Source organism: Tunturibacter psychrotolerans (assembly GCF_040359615.1).
GTDB lineage: Bacteria > Acidobacteriota > Terriglobia > Terriglobales > Acidobacteriaceae > Edaphobacter > Edaphobacter psychrotolerans.
Genome location: NZ_CP132942.1, coordinates 2081289 through 2101197 on the forward strand (window position 1 = coordinate 2081289; position 19909 = coordinate 2101197).

18 protein-coding genes are annotated in these 19909 nt (G+C 58.0%); 8 read left to right on the forward strand and 10 right to left on the reverse strand.

Going from position 1 to position 19909, the window contains the following annotated elements:
* Positions 1-73: 73 nt before the first annotated feature.
* Both polA and RBB77_RS08605 read left to right on the forward strand, forming a co-directional pair.
* Entirely contained in the window at positions 74-2917 is a 2844-nt protein-coding gene (gene polA, locus RBB77_RS08600) for a DNA polymerase I (RefSeq protein WP_353066480.1), read from the forward strand.
* A 175-nt stretch (positions 2918-3092) separates the two neighbouring features.
* On the forward strand, positions 3093-5429 hold the full coding sequence (locus RBB77_RS08605) for a Tex family protein (protein WP_353066482.1): 2337 nt from the start codon (positions 3093-3095) through the stop codon (positions 5427-5429).
* 476 nt (positions 5430-5905) lie between these two features.
* Here the strand turns inward: RBB77_RS08605 and RBB77_RS08610 are convergent, their stop codons facing one another.
* The gene (locus RBB77_RS08610; RefSeq protein ID WP_353066484.1) at positions 5906-6967 is read right to left on the reverse strand and encodes an AI-2E family transporter; all 1062 of its coding nucleotides are present in this window, start codon (positions 6965-6967) and stop codon (positions 5906-5908) included.
* A 113-nt stretch (positions 6968-7080) separates the two neighbouring features.
* Between RBB77_RS08610 and RBB77_RS08615 the strand changes: the two genes are divergently transcribed.
* Positions 7081-7362: a hypothetical protein gene (locus tag RBB77_RS08615; RefSeq protein WP_183976040.1), complete on the forward strand. Its 282-nt coding sequence runs from the start codon at positions 7081-7083 to the stop codon at positions 7360-7362.
* A gap of 51 nt (positions 7363-7413) precedes the next feature.
* On the opposite strand, the gene RBB77_RS08620 is transcribed toward RBB77_RS08615, so the two are convergent.
* Positions 7414-8313, reverse strand: coding sequence for an Fpg/Nei family DNA glycosylase (locus RBB77_RS08620; RefSeq protein ID WP_353066486.1), 900 nt, complete (start codon positions 8311-8313; stop codon positions 7414-7416).
* A gap of 33 nt (positions 8314-8346) precedes the next feature.
* Positions 8347-9192: a 3-mercaptopyruvate sulfurtransferase gene (sseA, locus tag RBB77_RS08625; protein WP_353066488.1), complete on the reverse strand. Its 846-nt coding sequence runs from the start codon at positions 9190-9192 to the stop codon at positions 8347-8349.
* 271 nt (positions 9193-9463) lie between these two features.
* Here sseA and RBB77_RS08630 point away from each other — a divergent pair, with 271 nt between their 5' ends.
* The gene (locus RBB77_RS08630; protein ID WP_353066490.1) at positions 9464-10027 is read left to right on the forward strand and encodes a PEP-CTERM sorting domain-containing protein; all 564 of its coding nucleotides are present in this window, start codon (positions 9464-9466) and stop codon (positions 10025-10027) included.
* A gap of 86 nt (positions 10028-10113) precedes the next feature.
* On the opposite strand, the gene holA is transcribed toward RBB77_RS08630, so the two are convergent.
* The 3 genes from holA to RBB77_RS08645 all read right to left on the reverse strand — a co-directional run bounded on the left by holA (position 10114) and on the right by RBB77_RS08645 (position 12237).
* Positions 10114-11259 carry a DNA polymerase III subunit delta gene (gene holA / locus RBB77_RS08635; protein WP_353066491.1) on the reverse strand — a complete coding sequence of 382 codons (1146 nt, stop codon included), beginning with the start codon at positions 11257-11259 and terminating at the stop codon, positions 10114-10116.
* Positions 11259-11768, reverse strand: a complete 510-nt coding sequence (gene lptE, locus RBB77_RS08640) for an LptE family protein (RefSeq protein WP_353066493.1) — start codon at positions 11766-11768, stop codon at positions 11259-11261. Before lptE ends, holA begins: the two co-directional genes overlap by 1 nt.
* A 67-nt stretch (positions 11769-11835) precedes the next feature.
* Positions 11836-12237 (reverse strand): DUF4260 domain-containing protein, encoded by a 402-nt coding sequence (locus RBB77_RS08645; RefSeq protein ID WP_353066495.1) that lies wholly within the window; start codon positions 12235-12237, stop codon positions 11836-11838.
* 90 nt (positions 12238-12327) lie between these two features.
* On the opposite strand from RBB77_RS08645, the gene RBB77_RS08650 reads away from it, so the two are divergent.
* Positions 12328-13209 (forward strand): manganese catalase family protein, encoded by an 882-nt coding sequence (locus tag RBB77_RS08650; RefSeq protein ID WP_353066497.1) that lies wholly within the window; start codon positions 12328-12330, stop codon positions 13207-13209.
* A gap of 137 nt (positions 13210-13346) precedes the next feature.
* Here the strand turns inward: RBB77_RS08650 and ftsH are convergent, their stop codons facing one another.
* From ftsH to RBB77_RS08665, 3 genes are all read right to left on the reverse strand, one after another.
* Positions 13347-15269: an ATP-dependent zinc metalloprotease FtsH gene (gene ftsH / locus RBB77_RS08655; RefSeq protein ID WP_353066499.1), complete on the reverse strand. Its 1923-nt coding sequence runs from the start codon at positions 15267-15269 to the stop codon at positions 13347-13349.
* A gap of 355 nt (positions 15270-15624) precedes the next feature.
* The gene (gene tilS, locus RBB77_RS08660) at positions 15625-16668 is read right to left on the reverse strand and encodes a tRNA lysidine(34) synthetase TilS (protein ID WP_353066501.1); all 1044 of its coding nucleotides are present in this window, start codon (positions 16666-16668) and stop codon (positions 15625-15627) included.
* Between the two features lie 5 nt (positions 16669-16673).
* The gene (locus RBB77_RS08665) at positions 16674-17156 is read right to left on the reverse strand and encodes a carboxypeptidase-like regulatory domain-containing protein (protein ID WP_353066503.1); all 483 of its coding nucleotides are present in this window, start codon (positions 17154-17156) and stop codon (positions 16674-16676) included.
* 59 nt (positions 17157-17215) lie between these two features.
* Between RBB77_RS08665 and RBB77_RS08670 the strand changes: the two genes are divergently transcribed.
* From RBB77_RS08670 to ispF, 3 genes are all read left to right on the forward strand, one after another.
* Positions 17216-17683, forward strand: coding sequence for a GNAT family N-acetyltransferase (locus tag RBB77_RS08670; protein WP_353066505.1), 468 nt, complete (start codon positions 17216-17218; stop codon positions 17681-17683).
* Positions 17684-17755: 72 nt separating this feature from the next.
* Positions 17756-18472 carry a 2-C-methyl-D-erythritol 4-phosphate cytidylyltransferase gene (gene ispD / locus RBB77_RS08675; RefSeq protein WP_353067597.1) on the forward strand — a complete coding sequence of 239 codons (717 nt, stop codon included), beginning with the start codon at positions 17756-17758 and terminating at the stop codon, positions 18470-18472.
* 56 nt (positions 18473-18528) lie between these two features.
* Positions 18529-19140, forward strand: a complete 612-nt coding sequence (gene ispF, locus RBB77_RS08680; protein WP_353066507.1) for a 2-C-methyl-D-erythritol 2,4-cyclodiphosphate synthase — start codon at positions 18529-18531, stop codon at positions 19138-19140.
* Here the strand turns inward: ispF and RBB77_RS08685 are convergent.
* Entirely contained in the window at positions 19137-19844 is a 708-nt protein-coding gene (locus RBB77_RS08685) for an O-methyltransferase (protein ID WP_353066509.1), read from the reverse strand. The two genes, ispF and RBB77_RS08685, sit on opposite strands and share 4 nt — an antisense overlap.
* Positions 19845-19909 lie beyond the last annotated feature (65 nt).

The following is a 19909-nucleotide window of genomic DNA, read 5'->3' on the forward strand; positions in this document are numbered from 1 at the left end:
ACCGCGATTCGACCGTCACTACTCTCGCAGGCGAATCCTTATTGAGCCCGTACGCGCTACCATCTAACGAGTCATGTCGAACATATTAAATCAAGCAAATCCAACCGCATCGTCGGCCAAGCCTCCTATCTACCTGCTTGACAGCATGGCCTTTATCTTCCGTGCATATCACGCAATGCAGCGTCAGCGCCCGATGTCAACGCGGACGGGGATACCTACTGCGGCGACCTATGTCTTTGTGAATATGATCAACAAGCTACGTAAAGACTTTTCTCCGCATTATCTTGCGGCCATCTACGACTTGTCTGGGCCCGTTTTTCGAGACGAACGCGCGCGCGAGATGAAGGCGGTTAAGAAGTTCAATATCAAGACCCAGCAGTTCGAGGAAATCGACTATCTCGGTTACAAGGCCAATCGAACAGAAATGCCCGCCGATCTTACCCAACAGCTTCCTTTCATCCGCCGAGCCCTTGAGGCTTTTCGCATCCCGATCCTTAGTTACGAGGGATTCGAGGCCGACGACGTTATAGGGACGCTTTCCTGTAAGCTCTCTGCTCTGGGCCACAAAGTCTACGTCGTTTCTTCTGACAAGGATATGATGCAGCTCGTTACCAACGACGTGTTCATTCTCAATCCAACCAAAGACAATCTCATTCTTGATCCTCCCGGCGTTGAAGCTGCGCTTGGTGTCCCGCCGGAGCGTGTGATTGACGTGATGGCGCTCCGCGGCGATTCGATCGACAACATTCCCGGTGCCCCAGGCATCGGCGATAAAGGTTCCGTCGAGCTCATCCAACAGTTTGGTAACGTCGAGGCCGCGCTCGATCGCGCCGATGAGGTAAAGCGCAAAACGTATCGTGAATCGTTACAAAACAATCGCGACAATATTCTTCTGTCAAAAGAACTCGTTACGATCCATACGAGCGTGCCTATCGATTACGACTTGGACGATATGCTCACCCAGCCTCCCGATAATGCAGCATGTCGTGAACTCTTCTCGGAGCTTGAATTCACAACTTTGCTAAAGGAACTGGCGCCATCTAACGTAAGCGCCCCCATCTCGTACAATTTGTCACCGACATCAGAACAAATAAGTGAATTGCTGGACGACGCCAGATCGGTAGATGTTTCGGGAAACATCAAAGGGTTGACTCTAGCCGTCTTTGAAGATGCCCGAGCTCTTGCAGAAGAAGTCTCCACGGACGTGTCTGTGGAAGAAGAGGCAGAACCCGAACCGCCGCCGTCCAAGTCTATGTCTCTCTTCGGAACCCAGGAGTCGGAGCCGCAGAACCAGCGCATGTCGAACGTTTCGACCACTCTACAAATTGGTCTCACGACGTCGGCTAACTCCGCGATGGTCGTATCGCTCCGCGCGCTCGGCCTAAAAGAGGCGCTTGAAGACCCAACCCTCCCAAAGCATGTCCATGATCTCAAAGCCGTGCTCCGTGCACTTGAAGCTCATCAAACCGTCTTGGCCGGTATCCGCGATGATGTGATGTTATATAGCTATCTCATCAACCCGACACATGGTTCTCACATTCTTCCTGATGTCACGGCCCGCTTTACTGACCGTGCCCTATCCCACCCCTCAAAGATGCCAAGTGACGCGGAGATTGCTAATCTCTTGCCCGAAGCTGCGAACGCTGTACATCGCCTCTCCGATGTTCTTCGGAGTCAGATCGAATCAGCTCACCTTACACGTATCTACGAGACCATGGATCTCCCGCTGGTACCTGTTTTACTGCGTATGGAGCAGGCTGGTGTTCGGATCGATTCTGCTGTTCTCGGCGAGATGTCGACTCGACTCGCTGTGGATATAGATAATCTGGCCGAACGTATTTATAGGGATTCTGGCCATCGTTTCAATATCAACTCGCCTAAGCAACTCGGCGATGTCCTCTTCAACAAGATGCTTCTTCCAAAACCGATGAAGTATGGCAAGGGCAAAGTTGTTTCTACTGCTCAAGATGTGCTTGAGGAGCTCGCAGAACATCATGCGGTTCCTGCGCTCGTACTCGAATATCGCCAACTAGCGAAGCTGAAATCAACCTATATCGATTCTTTGCCGCAGCTCACCGATGGCGTGGGGCGTATTCATACTACCTTCAACCAAGTAGGCACAGCGACTGGCCGCCTCTCCAGTACCAACCCAAACCTGCAGAATATTCCCATCCGCACTGCTCTCGGCCGGGAGATTCGCGCCGCATTTATCCCAGCGCAAGGCAATGTGTTGATGTCCGCGGACTACTCGCAGATAGAGTTGCGTTTGATGGCACACTTCTCACAGGACCCTTTGCTGCTCGATGCCTACCGGACAGGCAAAGACATTCACGCGCTGACCGCTAGTGAGGTCTTCGGTGTTGACATGGCCACAATGGATAAAGAGACTCGCGCTCGTGCTAAGGCAGTTAACTTCGGCATCGTATACGGCATTAGTCCATTCGGCCTCGCTGCACAACTTAACATCGACCAGAAGACCGCGAAGACTTACATCGAGACCTATTTCGACCGCTACAAGGGCGTTCAGCGCTTCATCAAGGAGACGCTCGAAAGTGTGCGTCTAGATCAATCAGTGAAGACGTATTTCGGCCGCATTCGACCAATTCCGGATATTCAATCTCGCAATCCCAACATGCGCGGCTTTGCGGAGCGGACTGCGATCAATACGCCGCTACAAGGTACCGCCGCCGACCTCATTAAACTGGCAATGCTCAGAATCGACCAGCTCATCCGTGACCGCAAACTCAGATCGCAGATGACTCTGCAGGTCCACGACGAGCTACTCTTCGATGTTGTTCCTGAAGAAGTTGAAGAACTGCAGCTGCTTGTTAAACAAGAGATGGAACACGTCGCTGAGTTCTCAATCCCAATCGTGGCTGAGGTAGGCGTCGGCAGGAACTGGCGCGACATGAAATAGTGCCTCTTCGCTTTTCAACATGTCGGTGAGAACTTCTACCGCATTGGGCAATTGTCCGACCATACTTTCTTGCACCTTCTGCCCATTAATTGTGGATCCAGTAATCGACGGCACGTGGAAAGATGTCAGGGCGAGTTTTCCTAGGCTGTTGGCGGTAGGATTGCTAAACAAGTATATGACTGACGCACGTACTCTCCCTCCCCCAGTTTTGCTGCACATCGCCCAAATTCTCAACCTTCCAATGCAAGGCACGATCGCAGTGATTTCGCTGCTGGATGAAGGTGGAACCGTCCCGTTCATCGCTCGATATCGCAAGGAGGCTACCGGGAATCTCGATGAGGTGCAGATTCGCGATATCGAGGAAAAGGTCGCTTACTTTCGCGATCTCGAGGCGCGGCGAGCGACAATTGTCGCTTCGATTGCGGAGCAGGGCAAGTTGACGGACGATTTGAAGGCGAGAATTGAAGCGACTTTGGATAAGAGTGAGCTGGAAGATCTGTATCTGCCATATCGGCCGAAGCGAAGGACGAAGGCGACAATTGCGCGGGAGAAGGGACTGGAGCCACTCGCGCTGTATCTGTGGGAGCAGAGAATCTCGGATGAACCGCTGAGCGCGATGGTCCTGAGATTTGTCGATGGTGAGAAGGGCGTTGCCTCTGTTGAGGAGGCACTCGAGGGCGCAAGGCACATTGTGGCGGAGATTATCAGCGAGAGTGCCGACTTGCGAAAAGCGGCGCGTGCGCTGATGTTTGATGAAGGTGTGGTGGTGAGCCGCAGAGCGATGGATGCGGTGGATGAGCAGGAAAAGTTCAAGATGTACTACGAGTATCGCGAGCCGGTGAAGACGATTCCGTCGCATCGAATGTTGGCGATTCGTCGGGGTGAGAGTGAGAATGTACTTTATTTTTTGATCGAGTTGGAGGCTGCACGGGCAGTGAGTGTGCTGCGGCGCGGGGTTTTGCGGGAGCAGGGGGATTGGACGCCGCAGTTGGAGTTGGCGATTGAGGATTGCTGGTCACGGCTCTTGAACTCATCCATTCAGGGGGAGCTGCGGTTGGAGCTGAAGAAGCGCTCGGATCTCGATGCGATCCAGGTGTTCCGGGACAATCTGCACCATCTGCTGCTGGCTCCTCCGGCGGGGCCGATCTCGGTGCTGGGGATTGATCCGGGGCAGAGGACCGGGTGCAAGGTTGCGGTGGTGGATGAGACAGGGAAGTTCCTGGCCAATGATGTGCTGTATCTGCATACGTCGAAGGGCGCTGCGGAGGCGGCGGCGAAGACGCTTGAGGCTCTTGTGGTGAAGCATCAGGTTCGGGCGATTGCTATTGGGAATGGAACGGCTTCGCGGGAGACGGATGCGTTTGTGCGTGAGTTCCTGCGTGAGCGCGGGTTGGAGAACATCTTCTCGGTGACGGTGAGCGAGTCGGGAGCGAGTATCTATTCGGCTTCGGATGTGGCAAGGCAGGAGTTTCCGGATCTGGATCTTACGGTGCGTGGAGCGATCTCGATCGCGCGGCGATTGCAGGATCCGTTGTCGGAGTTGGTGAAGGTCGATCCGAAGTCGATTGGTGTTGGTCAGTATCAGCATGATGTGGATCAGAGACAGTTGCAGCAGTCGCTCGAGACGGTGATTGAGAGCTGCGTGAATCGTGTTGGAGTTGACCTGAATACTTCGTCGTGGACTTTGCTGCGGTATGTTTCGGGTGTGACGGAAAGAACCGCGTTGAACATCGTGAGTTATCGGAATGAGCATGGACGGTTTCGCTCGCGGACTCAATTGATGAAGGTTCCTGGGATTGGCGCGAAGACGTTTGAGCAGGCTGCGGGATTTCTGCGGATTCGGGATGGTGAGAATCCACTGGATATGACTGCGGTTCATCCTGAATCGTACGCGGTTGTGGAGCAGATTGCGGCTTCGCTGAAGGCTCCGGTTGAGGAGTTGATCAAGAGTCCGCAGCTGCTGGAGAAGGTGGATAAGAGCGCAGTTTCGGCAGGAAGTTTTACGCTGAATGACATTCTGGAGGAGTTGAAAAAGCCGGGGCGGGATCCGCGGGATAAATTTGTTGCACCGAGCTTCAACGAAAGTGTCCGCGAGTTGTCGGATGTGATGCCGGACATGGTGCTTGAAGGTGTGGTGACGAACGTGACGAAGTTTGGTGCGTTCGTCGATATAGGGGTGCACCAGGATGGGCTGGTGCATATCAGTGAGCTGTCGGTGAAGTTCATCAAGGATCCGTCTGAGGCGGTGAAGGCGGGGCAGATCGTGAAGGTGAAGGTGCTGTCTGCCGATGCGAAGACGAAGCGTATTGCGTTGTCGATCAAGGCGCTGCATGAGGCGGGGCCTCGAGGGCCGCGGCAAACACCAAATTTGCAGGCTGCGGCGAAGGGGCAAGGCGGGCCGATGTTGAAGACGCAGGTCCGCGTGAAGACTATTGCGCCCGAACCGGTGAAGGCTCCGGTTTCTATGGATGACAAGTTGGCGATGCTGTCCTCTAAGTGGAAGGGGCGTTAGTTGCATTCGATTCCTTAGGGGGGTGCCCCCCCCGGGTGGTGTAGCTAAGTCCCTTAGGGTCAATTATTTGCAAATTTTGTTCTCTGCAAATTCGTCTTAATAAAAGGTTTATAGTCAAATTCGTCATTCCAAACGGCTTATGTTCGTTTGCGGTTACAAAAGGATGCCCCGCTGGTCGCGGGGCATTTTTTTGTTCCTTATTTCTAGTCTAGTGAATTAGGTGGAACTGATGCGCAACGCTAATTCTCTTGATTGGCGCGGGTTTTGGTGAGTTTGGGGCTTGACACGTGTTTTTGCGGGCAAATTTGCAGATTAATAATCGGTTTCGCGAAAGGAAACAATAAAGGAAAAAGCAGATTCTCTTCGAGGACGACAGCAAGAAAGATTACGGCAAAAAAACAAAGGCAAATACAGTGATCCTTCCCCATTCGACTTCGCTCAGGGTCAGGATGACGACCCGAAAAGAGGCGGATCACTTAGGCTGATAGCGTTTGATTGGTGCGGGCGTGCCAGATGTTGAGGAGGCTGGCGGCAATGCTGAAGATGACCGGGCCGAGGATGATGCCGAGGGGGCCGAAGACCGCGATGCCGCCGAGGATGGTGATGAGGATGATGGCGGTGTGGGAGCGAAGATGTCCGCCGATGAGGATGGGGTAGAGGATGTTGTCGATGGTGCTGACGATGAGTCCGCCCCAGATGACGAGAAGAGCTGCTTTGCCCCAATGGCCGTTGAGGCCGAGGTAGGTGGCGATGGGTCCCCAGACGAGGAAGGCACCGAACGCGGGGATCATGGCGAAGGCGGTGAGGGTGGTGGCCCAGAGCAGGACGCCGGGGACGCCGAGCACCCAGAAGGCGAGACCGGCGAGAACTCCCTGTACAAGGGCGATGGCGAGGCGGCCGAGGAAGGTGGCGTAGATAGTGTCGTCGACGCGATTGAGGAGTTCCGCGGTCTCGTCTTCGCGGAGGGGGATGAGGGCGCGGAGGCCCTCGAGCGCGACCTGGCGGTCACGAAAGAGGAAGAAGAGAAGGAAGAGCATGACGACAAGTTCGGTGATGAAGTGGATGGAGTTGGCGAGGATCACTGCGGCTTTCCCGCCCACATAGGTGGCGGTGGAGCGGGCTGCGGTGTTGACGTCGATGGAGGCGGAGAAGGCTTCGATGCGGTTGGCGAGGGCGGGATGGTTGCCGATGTAGTCGGTGATTAGATTTTGCGCGTTGGGGTTGCGAAGAGAGACGATGGCTTTGAGGGCATGTTCACTCAGTTCCTGCATGAGAAAGAAGCCTGGGACGATGACGGCGAGGATGACGAGGAAGAGTGCGACGGTAGCACTGAGGGTGCGGTTGCGAATGCGGGCGGAGAGCCAGTTGTAGGGGACTTCGGTGACGACGGCGAGGACGATGGCTCCAACGATGGCGGTGAAGAAGGGCTGGAGGATGAGGGCGCAGAGGATCAGGATGGCGATGGTGAGAAGGAAGAGGGTGATCTGTCTCCAAGGCGGGGCTTCTCGGTTTTGTCTGTCTTCTCGGCCTTCTTGCATGTGGGGAGCGCTCTCCGATGGTCTTTGTTCGATGCGTGTCTGTTATGGGTTGAGATTAGAATACGTGCTCGCTGGTTGATTTTGTTCTGTGAATGATGGAGGAGGTTTGGCCTATGGTGCATCTAGAACCATGGCTTGCGGTGGGTGTGTTGGTGTCCACGGCGGCTACGGATGCGGTTTATGTGATGTTCAATGCGGCGGTGTCGTCGCAGAGACGGTTGCCGGCAGCTACCTGGAGTAGTGTCTGGTATCTGCTGTCGGCGTTTGCGGTGATCAGTTATACGAAGAACTGGGTTTATGTTTGCTTTGCTGCGGTGGGGTCGTGGATAGGGGCTTATGTATCGATGACGGTGTTGCGGCGGGCTAAGGGGCCGCGGGGGCCGGAGGCTGTTTGATTGTGTGGAATGGCGGATCGCTTGACGATTACAAGAGGAGGTACTAGCTGGTTAGCGTTTTTTGAGGGCTTCCAGTTCGTCGAGTGTGCGAGGCCAGTCTTTGCCCAGGAGGCGGGAGAGACTGCGGTCGGCGAGAACCTTGCCGTTGGTCTGGCATTGGGCGCAGTAGTTGGTCTCGTTGTCGGCGTAGCGGATGCGCTGGATGGGCTGGCCGCAGGTGGGGCAGGGTTGGCCGAAGCGACCGTGGACGGCCATGTCTTTGCGGAAGGCTGTGACTTTTTCAGGGAAGGCTTGGGCGGCTTCGGCGTTGAGGCGGTCGATCCAGAGTTGGAGGGTTTCGCGGGTGGCGGTGAAGAGGCGCTGCCATTGGGCGGGATCGAGCTTCGCGGTTTGTTGGATCGGTGACAGTTGGGCGGCGTGGAGGATCTCGTCGGAGTAGGCGTTGCCGATGCCAGAGAGAATGCGCGGGTCGGTGAGGGCTCGCTTGAGAGTGCGGTTTTCGGCGGTGAGGGCAGTGCGGAAGGCTTCGAGATCAGTGGCGAAGACGTCGATTCCTCCGGGGTCTGTTTCTTGTGCGGCCGCTTCGTTGGCGAAGAGATGGAGGGAGGCTCGGCGCTTGGAGCCTGCTTCGGTGAGGACGAGGGAGCCGTTGGGGAAGTCGAAAGCGGCGAGGTTGTTGCGGCCTCCGAGCTTTGCGCCAAGAGGGCGCCAGTGGAGACGACCTGCGATCATGAGGTGAAGGACGAGGTAGAGGCCGTTGTCGAACTCGAAGACGATGCGCTTGCCGATGCGATGGAGTGCGCGGATGGTGTGGCCTTCGGTCTCTTCGATGCGGGGCTGGACGGTGCGGAGAAGGAAGGGGCTGGCGATGCGGAGGTGGGTTAGCGGCTGTCCTACGACGCGTGGGGCAAGGGCCGAGAGGTAGGCGGTGATGTCGGGAAGTTCCGGCATGTGTTTGCAGAGATGATAACGATTGCGGCGGGATTAGCTGCTTTTTTCTATGACTGAGTCGGGGTGTTGGGCGTACTCGGCCCAAGAGCCGTCGTAGAGGGTTACGTTTTGAGCGCCGACTACTTCGAGGCTTAGGGCGATGACCGCGGCTGTCACGCCGGAGCCGCAGGTGGTGGTGATTGGTTGATGTAGGTCCACGTTTTTGGCGGCGAAGTATTCGTGGAGTTTTTCGGCTGGTTTGAGGCGACCGTCTTCGACGAGGTCGGTGAAGGGTGTGCTGGTGGCGCCGGGCATGTGGCCTGAGCTTAGTCCGGGGCGCGGCTCGGGTGCGGTGCCGTTGAAGCGTGTGGCGGATCGGGCGTCGAGGACTTGCTGGTGGCGGGCGAGTCGATCTTTGAGCTGGGCGAGGTCTGCTATGGCGTTGCGGTTCAGGTTGGCGTGGAAGGTTGCGGGAGCGCGATGGACGGGACCGGATTCGGTGGGGAGGCCGGAGTCTATCCATGTGCGGAGGCTGCTGTTGAGGACGTAGACGTTTTGGGCGCCGAAGGTGCGGAGCATCCACCAGGCGCGGGGGGCGGAGAAGACGCCGTGCTGCTCATAGATGACGATGGTGTTGCTGTCGGAGACGCCGAGGGCGGACATGCGGCGGGAGAAGCTCTCGGGCGTGGGGAGCATGTGAGGGAGTGGTGTGGCGTGGTCGGAGAGATCCTCGATGTCGAAGAAAAGTGCGCCGGGGATGTGGCGCTCGAGATAGTGGGCGCGGGTGTCGACCGGGGGTGTAACGCCGACGGGTGGGAGTGTGGCGTCGAGGACGATGGTCGAGGGGTCTTCGAGGCGCGCGGCCAGCCAGGAGGGGGCGACGAGAGGGTTCATGGACATAGATTACTGTGTGGGCCGGGAAGGGGATGAACCAGGAGGTGGGGCGGCTATGTGAATGTGGGTCAGCGGTTGGCGGACTATCTCGGAATGTCTTTGCACATTTGCATGCAAGTTCGTGCATAAGAGCAAGGGGCAATCGCCTTGCAACTACAAGACCGAATGAATAAACGCCATTTCGACGCAGCGAGTTGCACTAGTTGGCGCTCGCTTCCTCTGTGGATTTTCTTTGGCTGGCTAATTGCTTTTAGAAGGACTGTATCGAGGTAAAACCATGAAAAAAATCTTGTCTATCTTTGCGGTGGGAGTGCTGTCTCTATCTGCTAATACGGTTCTCGCTGACGGCATCGGTACATCGGTCACCGGGTCTCTTGCATTCCAGGGGCTCCCAATCAATTTCTTTGATCCAGCAAACAAAGGGGTCCCTCCGGGTTTTGGCAACCATGTGAGGACCAAGGTGACTATAGGGTCCGGGACTGAGTTCGGCTATAGTGACTCAGATAATTTGGATACTGCGAATTTCACCGGCTCGACTCTCACCATCACGGATACAGGATTTCGTGACGGCCAGGCACCGTTTGAAATGAAGTTCACTGATCCCGACTTCAAGAGCTTTTCGCTGATGTCGAATGATCTGGGTGTGGACTTTTCGTTTGCGGGAGATACGCTGACAGTCAAATTTGCTGGTGGGGATTTCACGGGTGAAGAGACGACGGTGCTGTCTTATGTTCCCAATCAAACTCAAACCGGCATCACTCCGGAGCCTGCGACGTTGGCTCTGCTGGGAACTGGGATGCTTGCAGTTGCGGGCGTTGTTCGCAAAAGATTGGTCTCTTAGTTTCTGCGCGACGAAATTACGGTGAGGAGCCGGGTGGCGAAGTCCGGCCTCTTTCCTCTAGTTCGACGCGGCTTATCCGAGAGCTGCTATGACAGTTCTATGGCGAATTGTTGGGAGGGGTCGTAGGTGTTGGGTTTGGGTTCGGTGGAGAGGTCGAGGATAAGGCGCTCGAGCACGAGCAGTTTGTTGGCGGGGGAGCTGCGGAGTTCGAGGTCGGCGCGGGCGACTAGGCGGATGGCGCGGGTGAGCTCGCGGCGGGATTTGTAGCGGCGCGCCTGCTTGATGAGGTCTTCGGCGGCGAAGGGAGGCATGCGGAAGCCCTGCCAGAGTACCTGCCAGATGGCGCGGGGGTCGCGCACGTTTTTTTCGGAGATGATGAGCATCTGGCGGAAGGTGCGGGCGAGCATATAGAGGTGGCCGATGGCCGCGTCTTCGCCACCGTCGGAGGCATTGAGGAGGCCGTGGAGGAGGAGAAGCGCACGGGGGCGGTCCTTGGCGGAGATGGCGTCGGTGAGTTCGTAGAGGGAGCGCTGCTTGGCGGCCAGGACCATGGTTTCTACGTCGCCGAGGGTGACGCGGTTCTTTCCTTCGACGTACAGGAGGAGCTTTTCGAATTCGCTGGCGATGAGCATCATGTCGGCGCCGAGGGCGTCGACTAGTTCGCGGGCGGCGTCGGGGTCAAACTTTACGTTGCGGGACTCGGCGGTCGTTGTGACCCACTTGATGGCGTCGTTTTCGTCGACGCGGGCTAGCTCGACGGTGCCGCACCAGTCGCCCAGCGTTTCGCGGATCTTTTCGAAGCGCTCTTTGTCTTGATAGTCCATCTTGCGGAGGTCAGTGGGAATGCGGAGATGGTCGGCGACGAAGAGGATGAGAGCTTGTGGATTTGGTGAGCGGAAGTAGGCGTCGATGGCAGCGAACTCTTCCTTTTTGCTGCCGCGACCGTAGAGAGTTTTGAGGTTGCGGACGAAGAGGACCTGGAAGGGCGCCATGAGGGATGGGGTTTGGGCGCGGTCGAGGACTTCAAAGATGCTGGTCTCGGCGAGGTCGAGGTCCTGGAGGCAAAAGTCGCGGGTGTCTTCGGGGGCGAGAGTGGCGAGGACGGCTTTGCGGCAACGATCGTAAAGGAAGACCTCGTCGCCGAGAAGGAGGTAGGCGGGTCGGAGGGTAGCTGGGGAGGCGATCTCTGCGATGAATCGGTCGACGGAGGCGAAGGATTTGAGAGAGGCCATTAGAACGACTCCAGCATATCGCTTACGACGGCCTGAGCGAAGTCTTTTGCGACGCGGTTGACGGCGTGGTTATCTTCCTGGATGAAGCCGCTGAGGTCCTGGGTGGACTGATACTGCTCGTGATAGACGAAGCCGTCGTTGCGGTAGAGGACGTGGCCATCGTGGGCGGTGAGGAGGACTTTGGCGGTGATGGTGATGAGGTAGCTGGAGGATTGGCCGGTGGCGCCGTCGTAGGTGAGGGGGGCGACGGTCTGGCTGACGATGGTGCCCTTGAGAGTGGCGTCGGCGGAGTCGGAGTCAGAGGTGAGGATGCGGTATTTGGTGCGGGTGTTGAGCTCGCGGATGGTGGCTTGGGTGAAAGCCATCTCGGTGTGGAAGGCCTGCGCGTTGGTGGTGAAGACGGGGACGGCGAGGGTGCGGACGCTGGCGGGGATATTGGTCGCGGAGCCAGCCTGGTGATAGCCGCAGCCGGTGAGCGTGAGGAGAAGGATCGGGGTGAGGAGGCGCATGCGTTCTTCTTCTATTGTCGCATTGGGGGCGCTGTTGATGGCGGGGTTTGCTGATCGTGGCGATGGTTCATGGAGTGGCGCTGCTGCGCGCGGGAATGTGCTGGAGGTGGGTGTCTTTGAAACGGGTGGGATATTTGAGGCCGAAGCCAAGGAGGCGGTCGATGGCGATATGGGCGATCCATATGAGCGCGATCTCTGAGGGGAGATGCCAGTGCTTGATGTAACCGGTTAGAAGCAAGACGAAGGGGAGGGTCAGGGTATGGACGAGGTTGTAAGTTGCGGCACCAAGGCGAACGTTGGCCAGGTAGCCGAGCATGAAAAGGTCGGGAGTGAGGAAGAGGATGGTGAATAGGAGCCAGCTGTAGTGGAGATGCTGGTAGGCGAAGATGGGGAGGATGAGGAGGGCGGCTTCCTCGATTCGGAGGAGGATGGGCGGGTGGGTGAGCATAGGAGATTTATACGCGCTCATTTGGGGATTCCGCGGTGCGGAGCGACCGATTGCATCATACGGGTAGTACGCAGAACGGAAGAACGACAAATCAATTTTTAAGGACTTCCTATGTATCACCATGTAAAGAAGCTGATGTATACGGTCAATATCGGGGAGCCGGATGTTCGTTTCGGCAACATGTTGCTGGAGCAGTTTGGCGGAGCGAACGGGGAGCTTGCGGCTGCGATGCAGTACACGATTCAAGGGTGGAATTGCGTGGACGATCTGGGGCGGAGAGATCTGCTGTTGGATATTGGCACGGAGGAGTTGAGCCATCTGGAGGTTGTTGGAGCGTTGATTCGGATGCACCTGAAGCCGCTGAAGACGAATCGTGAGGCTGCGGAAGCCGATCCGCTGGTGACGATCGCCGGAGGTGGCGGCGTTGGGCTGTTTGATTCGATGGGGAACGCGTGGACTGCGAACTACCTGAAGATTACCGGCGAAATTGATGTCGATCTACGGAGCAACATCGCGGCGGAGGCTCGGGCGAAGATTGTGTATGAGCGATTGATCGACCATACGGACGATCCCGGATCGATCGATACGCTGCAGTTCCTGATGACTCGTGAGATTACACACATGAAGGCGTTTCAGGCGGCGCTGGATAGCATTGAGAAGTCGCCGTTCTCGGTTGGATTGTTGAAGCCTACGCCGGGGATTGTGGATGAATACTTCAATGGGTCTACAGGTGACGGTAGTGAGGGGGAGACGGATATGCATGGGCCGTGGACCTCATCGTTTGGCCTGCATGCTGTGGAATCGCAGATGAACGGTGGCAAGGGTCTTTCGGTCGGCGACATTGACGGGAAGATCAATGGCGAAGATCGCGGCAAGCAGGACGATGCGCAGAAGGCTACGACTTCAGTGGCGGATGAGGCTATCGGGAAGCAGCTTGCTGGCGTTGGAAGTAATGGACATGGATCCGGCCGGAGTTCGCGGACTCGGGAGTAAAGGCAACGGCGTGCTGCGCGCACGGCGCGATCTGCCATCGAGGCTGACGCGCCTTCGGCGCCTTTTGATGACGTTGTGGGAAAAGAAAATGGCAGCCTTTGCGGGCTGCCATTCTTTGTTTCTTGTTTGGTTGCTGATTATGCGGGAGAAGGTTGGCCTTCGCCGAAGCCGGGCTTGCGTCCGCCTTCCGGTTTGAGGATCTTCTGGGTTTCGCCGCCGTTGCCTGGGTCTACGCCGGAGAGCGCGGACTTGGCTGCGGGGAGTTCCTTGCCTTCGATGATGAGCTTGATCTCTGCCGCATCCAAGGTCTCGCGCTCCAACAAGGCGGCTGCCATGCGGTGCATGATGTCCTGGTTCGACTCGAGGATGGTGTAGGCCGACTTGTAGCCGGCGTCCACGAAGAAGCGAACCTCAGCGTCGATCTGCTTGGCTGTGTCGTCGGAGAAGTCGCGGTGCTGAGCGATCTCGCGGCCGAGGAAGATCTGCTCTTCCTTTTTGCCGAAGGTCATGGGACCCATCTTGGACATACCGAATTCGCAGACCATCTTGCGAGCCAGCTCTGTGGCGCGCTCGATGTCGTTGCCGGCTCCGGTGGTCATCTGCTTGAGGAAGATCTCTTCGGCGCAGCGTCCGCCCATGAGGGTGGCCATGCGGGTTTCGAGATAGTCCTTCGTGACAGTGTGCTGGTCTTCCTCGGGGAGGTAGACGGTGACACCGAGAGCCATGCCGCGGGGGATGATGGTGACCTTGTGGAGCGGGTCGGAGTGCTCGCGCAACGCGGAGACCAGCGTGTGACCGGCTTCGTGATAGGCGGTGACGCGCTTCTCTTCGTCGGTGAGGAGCATGGACTTGCGCTCGGCACCCATCATGACCTTGTCCTTGGCTACTTCGAAGTCATACATGTGGACTGACTTTCTGTTGTAGCGGGCGGCGGTGAGGGCAGCTTCGTTAACCATGTTCGCGAGGTCGGCACCGGAGAAGCCCGGGGTTCCGCGAGCGAGGATGTTGAGGTTCACATCTTCGGCCATGGGGACCTTCTTGGAATGAACCTTTAGGACCTCTTCGCGGCCACGGATGTCGGGGCGATCGACAATGACGCGACGATCGAAGCGGCCGGGGCGGAGAAGGGCGGGATCGAGAACGTCGGGGCGGTTGGTCGCGGCGACGAGGATGACACCGTCGTTGGACTCGAAGCCGTCCATCTCGACCAGAAGCTGGTTGAGGGTCTGCTCGCGCTCATCGTGTCCGCCGCCGAGGCCTGCGCCGCGGTGACGGCCTACTGCGTCGATCTCGTCGATAAAGATGATGCAGGGGGCGTTCTTCTTGCCCTGCTCGAAGAGGTCGCGAACGCGGCTTGCGCCGACGCCGACGAACATCTCGACGAAGTCAGAACCGGAGATGGAGAAGAAGGGGACGTTGGCTTCGCCAGCTACTGCTCGGGCCAAGAGGGTCTTGCCCGTGCCGGGAGGTCCGACGAGGAGGACGCCCTTGGGGATGCGGCCACCGAGGCGCTGGAACTTCTGCGCTTCGCGGAGGAACTCGATGATCTCCTTGAGTTCTTCCTTGGCTTCATCGACGCCGGCAACATCCTTGAAGGTGATCTTCTTCTGCTGCATGGAGAGCAGACGAGCGCGCGATTTGCCGAAGCTCATGGCCTTGTTGCCGCCGGACTGCATCTGGCGGAGCAGGAAGAACCAGAGGCCAAGGAGAAGGGCGAAGGGCGCGATGGAGATCAGGAGGCTAAGCCACTGGTTCGGGCTCTGGTCCTTGATGGTGATGTTGACGCCGTGATCGCGGAGCGTCTTGTACATGTCGGGGTAGTTGCCCGGGATGGTGGTGTGGAAGAGATTCTTCGCGTCGTCGCGGTAGTGTCCAGTGACCTCAGCTCCGTTGACGATGACGTCCTGGATCTTGCCCTGGTCGGCGTCGTTGAGGAGGGTGGTGAGGCTGATGTTCTTTTCCTGAGTGCCGCCGGTTGTTTTGACGACAACCTGCCATAGGAACACGAGGCAGGTGATCATGAAGACCCAGATCAGAATTTGTTTGACGGTCGAGTTCAAGCGAATTTCCTCATTTTTCTAGTCTGCGTCGGCCTCGAAATCGGCTGGCACTTGTCAGACAGAGTCTTCGCAAGCGAAGACGTGCAACGGTTAGACGGCGGCTGTGAGGGAAGGTTCTGTGCTGGTGGGGTATTCCTGTTTGTCAGCAAAAACCCTGCCTCGGTCAAGTATTTAGATTCTACTCTTGGCGGAAGGATTCGTGGGTCTGAAGCGGGAAATAATGATGTGACTTTAGGGTGATGGAGGTTGGGTTGATTTGGGGGTGTTCGTGCCTGTGTATTGGGGTTTTCTGGCGACGATGATGGGGTGGAGAGCGGATTACTCGCTTCGGTTCTAGGTGATGATTTGATGGGAGTTATTTCTCGCGGTAGAGGCGGAGTTCGCGGGGGGAGCGATCGGCACGGAGGCCGCTGGGCAGATGAAGGATTGTGCCGGTGCGTGCGGCAACGGTGGGGTCGGGGCGGAAACCGCAGAGGGCGAGGAGGCGGGAGGTCTCGTCGAAGCTTAGGCGGGCGCCGAGTTGGCGGGCCGCGGCGCGGAGGACTCGGCGGCGGAGGGCGGGATCGAGGGCGCGGAGGCGGTCGAGTTCGATGGAGACGGCGGATTGGCCTGGGGTGGTACTGACGGCTCGGCCGCCGCCTCGGACGGGCTTGCCGGGGAGGAGGAGTTGGGGGAGGATGCGGGTTAGTTCTGATTGCCAGCGGGACTCTTCTTCGCGGGCCAGCTCAGCCATATTGGAGAGGGCCTGGTCGAGGTTGGGATTGTAGGTGCGGAGCTGGGGGAGTAGTTCGTGGCGGATTTTGTTGCGGGTGTAGGCGGTGTCGACGTTGGTGGAGTCGGTGCGCCAGGGTTGGTTGAGTTGTGTGAGGTAGGCTTCGATGTCGGCGCGGCGGCTGCTGAGGAAGGGGCGGAGGATCTTTCCTTTTTGGAGGGTGATGACGGGATGGATGGCGCTGAGGCCTTCGGTCCAGGCTCCGCGAAGGATCTTCATGAGGACGGTTTCGGCCTGATCGTCGAGGGTGTGGGCAGTGAGGATGGTGTCGGCGTGGCCGGAGGCGAGGAGTGTCGCGAAGAACTCGTAGCGGAGGTTGCGGGCTGCCTCTTCGATGGTCTCGTGGGTTTGGGCGACGCGTGCGGGGACGCTGGCTTGGTGGAGGTGGAGGGGGATGTCGAGGGCGATGCAGAGATCTTCTACGAAGCGCTGGTCGGTGTCGGCCTCTTCGCCGCGCAGGCCGTGGTGGACGTGGACGGCGGAGAGGCCGATGCCGAGGGACTCGCGTGCAGCGTGGAGGGTGAGGAGGAGGGCGACGGAGTCCGCACCGCCGGAGATGGCTACGCAGATGCGGTCGCCGGGTCGGATTTGGGTGCGGTCGAAGGGGAGGGTAGCGGCGACTGACATCAGCTTTATGTTACGTGGAGATTCTTAGGACTTCTCGGACGGAACTTGAATGGGGGAAGCGGTTTCAGAGGCAGGAGCAAGTTGAGTGGCTCGTCGAGCAACTGGATTGGTTCTGTTTGAACCACACAGACGCCGCATCCGTTTGAGCCAACCTGAAGTACAAGTTGTTTTTCGGTACTGGCGTTCGCCGTGAGGTGAACCGTTTCAGTGAAAATCTCGAATCCTTGAGAAGAAGCGGTCAGCGCGTACTGTCCGGGAGTGCCTTCGATCGTAAAACTGCCTGAGTTGTCAGCGGTTGTTTTAAGAACCTGGCCATTGTCATCCTTCAAGTCGATCTCGGCTTTGGGAATTACTGCGCCAGAGGCGTCTTTTACGATTCCAGTGAGAATGGCGCTCTGGGACTGCGCCTGGAGGAAGCAGGAGACAATTAACACAAAAATGGCAGATGATCCGCGAAGTATGAACGTGCGTCGGGTATTGGATCGCATATCAGCCCAACCTCGATGTGTCGATGATAGCTCCGCTCAGTCATTTCTATACTGAAGATATGGCAGATATGTTCGAGACGAGATTGGCTACGGTTGGGGATGCGGAGTTGATTGCGCGGCAGCGGCGGCAGATGTTTGTGGATGCGGGACAGGCGGAGGATGTTCTGCTGCAGCCTATGATGGAGAACTTTGTGGCTTGGGTTCGGCCGCGGTTGATGGATGGCAGTTACGTTGGGTGGATGGTGGAGCAGGATGGCAGCGTGGTGGCTGGGGCGGGGATGTGGATGATGGATTTTCCGCCGCACTGGATGGATGCGAAGCCGATGCGGGCTTACTTGCTGAACTTCTATGTCGATCCTGCGTTTCGTGGCCATGGATTGGCGTGGAAGCTGCTGAAGACTTCGGTGGAGGAGGCGCGGCAGCGGGGCGTGAAGGTGGTTTCGCTGCATGCTTCAAAGTTTGGCAGGCCTATTTATGAGCGGAACGGATTTGAAGTTTCTACGGAGATGATGCTGCGGCTCGACTAGAACGTGTAGAAACGGGACGCGTAGAAGCAGGACGCGTAGAAGTTCGTGAGCATCTTGTATACTTCGCAGGTTATGCGAGTATTTGTAATTCTTCCGGCAGCAGGGATTGGGACGCGGATGGCCGCGGGTGGTGCGTCGACGGCGGCGCCGAAACAGTTTCTCGAGATTGGCGGGGTACCGGTGTTGGTGCGGTCGGTGCGGGCGTTTCTTGCGGTGCCAAGAGTGGATGCGGTTTGTCTGGCGGTGCGGGCGCATGAGCGCGACCGGGTAGAGGCGCAGATGGTGGAGTACAAGCTGGGGCCGCGCGTGCATATGGTGGAGGGTGGGGATAACCGTCAACATTCCGTCGCGAATGCTCTGGCTGCGCTGGAGTGCGATGCGGACGATGTGGTGCTGGTGCATGATGCGGTGAGGCCGTTGATCGATCCGGCGACGATTGAACGGACGATCGATGCAGTGGTAAAGCATGGCGCGGCGATCGTTGGGCTGCCGGCGGTGGACACGATCAAGCAGGTGGAGCGGACGGCGGATGGAGCTATTGTGACGGCGACGATTCCGAGGGAGCGCATTGTGCAGGCGCAGACGCCGCAGGGTGCACGGTTCGGGTTGTTGCGGGCGGCGTTTGCGGAGGCCGAGGTGGATGGGTTTTCGGGCACCGACGAGGCGAGTCTACTGGAGCGGGCCGGGGTTGAGGTGGCCGTGGTGCAGGGCGCGGCGAGGAACTTCAAGATTACGCAGCCGGGAGATATTGAACTGGCGGAGTTTTATCTGGGATTGGCGAAGGCTTGATGGATCTGGCTGGGCTGCGATGACGCTCCATTTCGCGGAACGTGGGAAGATAGCTTATGGGTATGAGGATTGGCTACGGATATGACTCGCATGCGTTCAAGGCAGGCGTGCCGCTGGTGATTGGCGGACTTGCGATTGAGCATCCCGAGGGACTGGCTGGGCACTCGGATGGAGATGTGTTGCTGCATGCGATTACTGACGCCCTGCTGGGTGCGGTGAGCGCGGGGGACATCGGGACGTTCTTTCCGCCGAGCGATCCGCGGTGGAAGGGGGCTGCGTCGAGCGTGTTTTTGCAGACGGCGCTGGAAGAGGTGGCGACGGCTGGATACAAGATTGTGAATATCGACACGGTGCTGGTGATGGCGAAGCCGAAGATCGTGCCGATTGCCGGGGAGCTGCGGGAGAGTGTGGCGACGCTTCTGGGTGTGAAGCCGGGCGAAGTGGGGATCAAGGCGAAGACGCCTGAGGGTTTGGACCAGGACCACGTTGCGGTGGCGCATGCGACGGTGCTTTTGGAGAGTCTGGGGATTCCGGAGCCTGTGGGCGCGATGGCTGCGACGGCTGAGAATGAAATCGATGTTGTCGTGAAGACACTGGTGGGGGAGACGCGGAGCGTTTCGGCGCTCGGGCGGAAGGTAACTCCGTTTGATACGGATGATCTGACTTAGTGCCGTTCTCCGTTTTGTGAGTGATGCCTCGCGGCTCGGTTTTTGACGATGGCGAGAGCGAATCCGTCGTAGCCTTTGTTGCCGACGGTCTGGAGCGCGGTTGCGTCGAGGCGTGGGTGACTGCCGAGGCGTTCGAGGAAAGTTCGAGTTCCGATGACGCTGGCGTCAGTACTGGTGGCGTCGAGGATTTCGCCGTCGCGAATGACGTTGTCTCCGATGATGACGGTGCCGGGGCGTGAGAGTTTGAGTGCCCATTCAAGATAGTTGGGATTGTTGGGCTTGTCGGCGTCCAGGAAGATAAGGTCGAAGGGTTCGGTCTTGTCTGCGTGCAGGCGGGCGAGGGATTCGAGTGCGCTGCCGACCCTGATTTCTACGAGTGAGGATAGACCGGCGCGCTCGATGTTTTCGGCGGCAACACTGGCGTGTGTTGGGTCGAGCTCGAGTGTGATGAGACGGCCGAAGGGCGGGAGAGCACGGGCGAGCCAGATGGTGCTGTAGCCGCCGAGGGTGCCGATTTCGAGAATTCGTCTGGCTCCCTGGATGCGAGCCAGCAAATGAAGGAGCTTGCCCTCGTTGGGAGAGACGTCGATGGCGGGAAGCCCGGTGCGTGTGTTGGCCGCGACGGCTTCGTTGAGCGCTAGATCGGGATGGACGAGTGTGTCTGTGAGGAAGCGTTCGACGGAGGTCCAGAGATCCTGATTCATATGGTGATGAGAATAAAGGCGAGCGGCTGCGCGGGCAAATTGCGTTTCGGAGGCGGCCTGGCACG

Coding starts and splice junctions, on each gene's coding strand:
- RBB77_RS08615 (WP_183976040.1), top strand. CDS start 7,081: ATGGTGCATCTAGAACCATGGCTTGCGGTGGGTGTGTTGGTGTCCACG.
- RBB77_RS08665 (WP_353066503.1), bottom strand. CDS start 17,156: ATGCGATCCAATACCCGACGCACGTTCATACTTCGCGGATCATCTGCC.
- tilS (WP_353066501.1), bottom strand. CDS start 16,668: ATGTCAGTCGCCGCTACCCTCCCCTTCGACCGCACCCAAATCCGACCC.
- RBB77_RS08610 (WP_353066484.1), bottom strand. CDS start 6,967: ATGCAAGAAGGCCGAGAAGACAGACAAAACCGAGAAGCCCCGCCTTGG.
- holA (WP_353066491.1), bottom strand. CDS start 11,259: ATGGCCTCTCTCAAATCCTTCGCCTCCGTCGACCGATTCATCGCAGAG.
- RBB77_RS08645 (WP_353066495.1), bottom strand. CDS start 12,237: ATGAGCGCGTATAAATCTCCTATGCTCACCCACCCGCCCATCCTCCTC.
- RBB77_RS08630 (WP_353066490.1), top strand. CDS start 9,464: ATGAAAAAAATCTTGTCTATCTTTGCGGTGGGAGTGCTGTCTCTATCT.
- lptE (WP_353066493.1), bottom strand. CDS start 11,768: ATGCGCCTCCTCACCCCGATCCTTCTCCTCACGCTCACCGGCTGCGGC.
- ispF (WP_353066507.1), top strand. CDS start 18,529: ATGGGTATGAGGATTGGCTACGGATATGACTCGCATGCGTTCAAGGCA.
- RBB77_RS08650 (WP_353066497.1), top strand. CDS start 12,328: ATGTATCACCATGTAAAGAAGCTGATGTATACGGTCAATATCGGGGAG.
- RBB77_RS08605 (WP_353066482.1), top strand. CDS start 3,093: ATGACTGACGCACGTACTCTCCCTCCCCCAGTTTTGCTGCACATCGCC.
- RBB77_RS08670 (WP_353066505.1), top strand. CDS start 17,216: ATGGCAGATATGTTCGAGACGAGATTGGCTACGGTTGGGGATGCGGAG.
- sseA (WP_353066488.1), bottom strand. CDS start 9,192: ATGTCCATGAACCCTCTCGTCGCCCCCTCCTGGCTGGCCGCGCGCCTC.
- ispD (WP_353067597.1), top strand. CDS start 17,756: ATGCGAGTATTTGTAATTCTTCCGGCAGCAGGGATTGGGACGCGGATG.
- polA (WP_353066480.1), top strand. CDS start 74: ATGTCGAACATATTAAATCAAGCAAATCCAACCGCATCGTCGGCCAAG.
- RBB77_RS08685 (WP_353066509.1), bottom strand. CDS start 19,844: ATGAATCAGGATCTCTGGACCTCCGTCGAACGCTTCCTCACAGACACA.
- RBB77_RS08620 (WP_353066486.1), bottom strand. CDS start 8,313: ATGCCGGAACTTCCCGACATCACCGCCTACCTCTCGGCCCTTGCCCCA.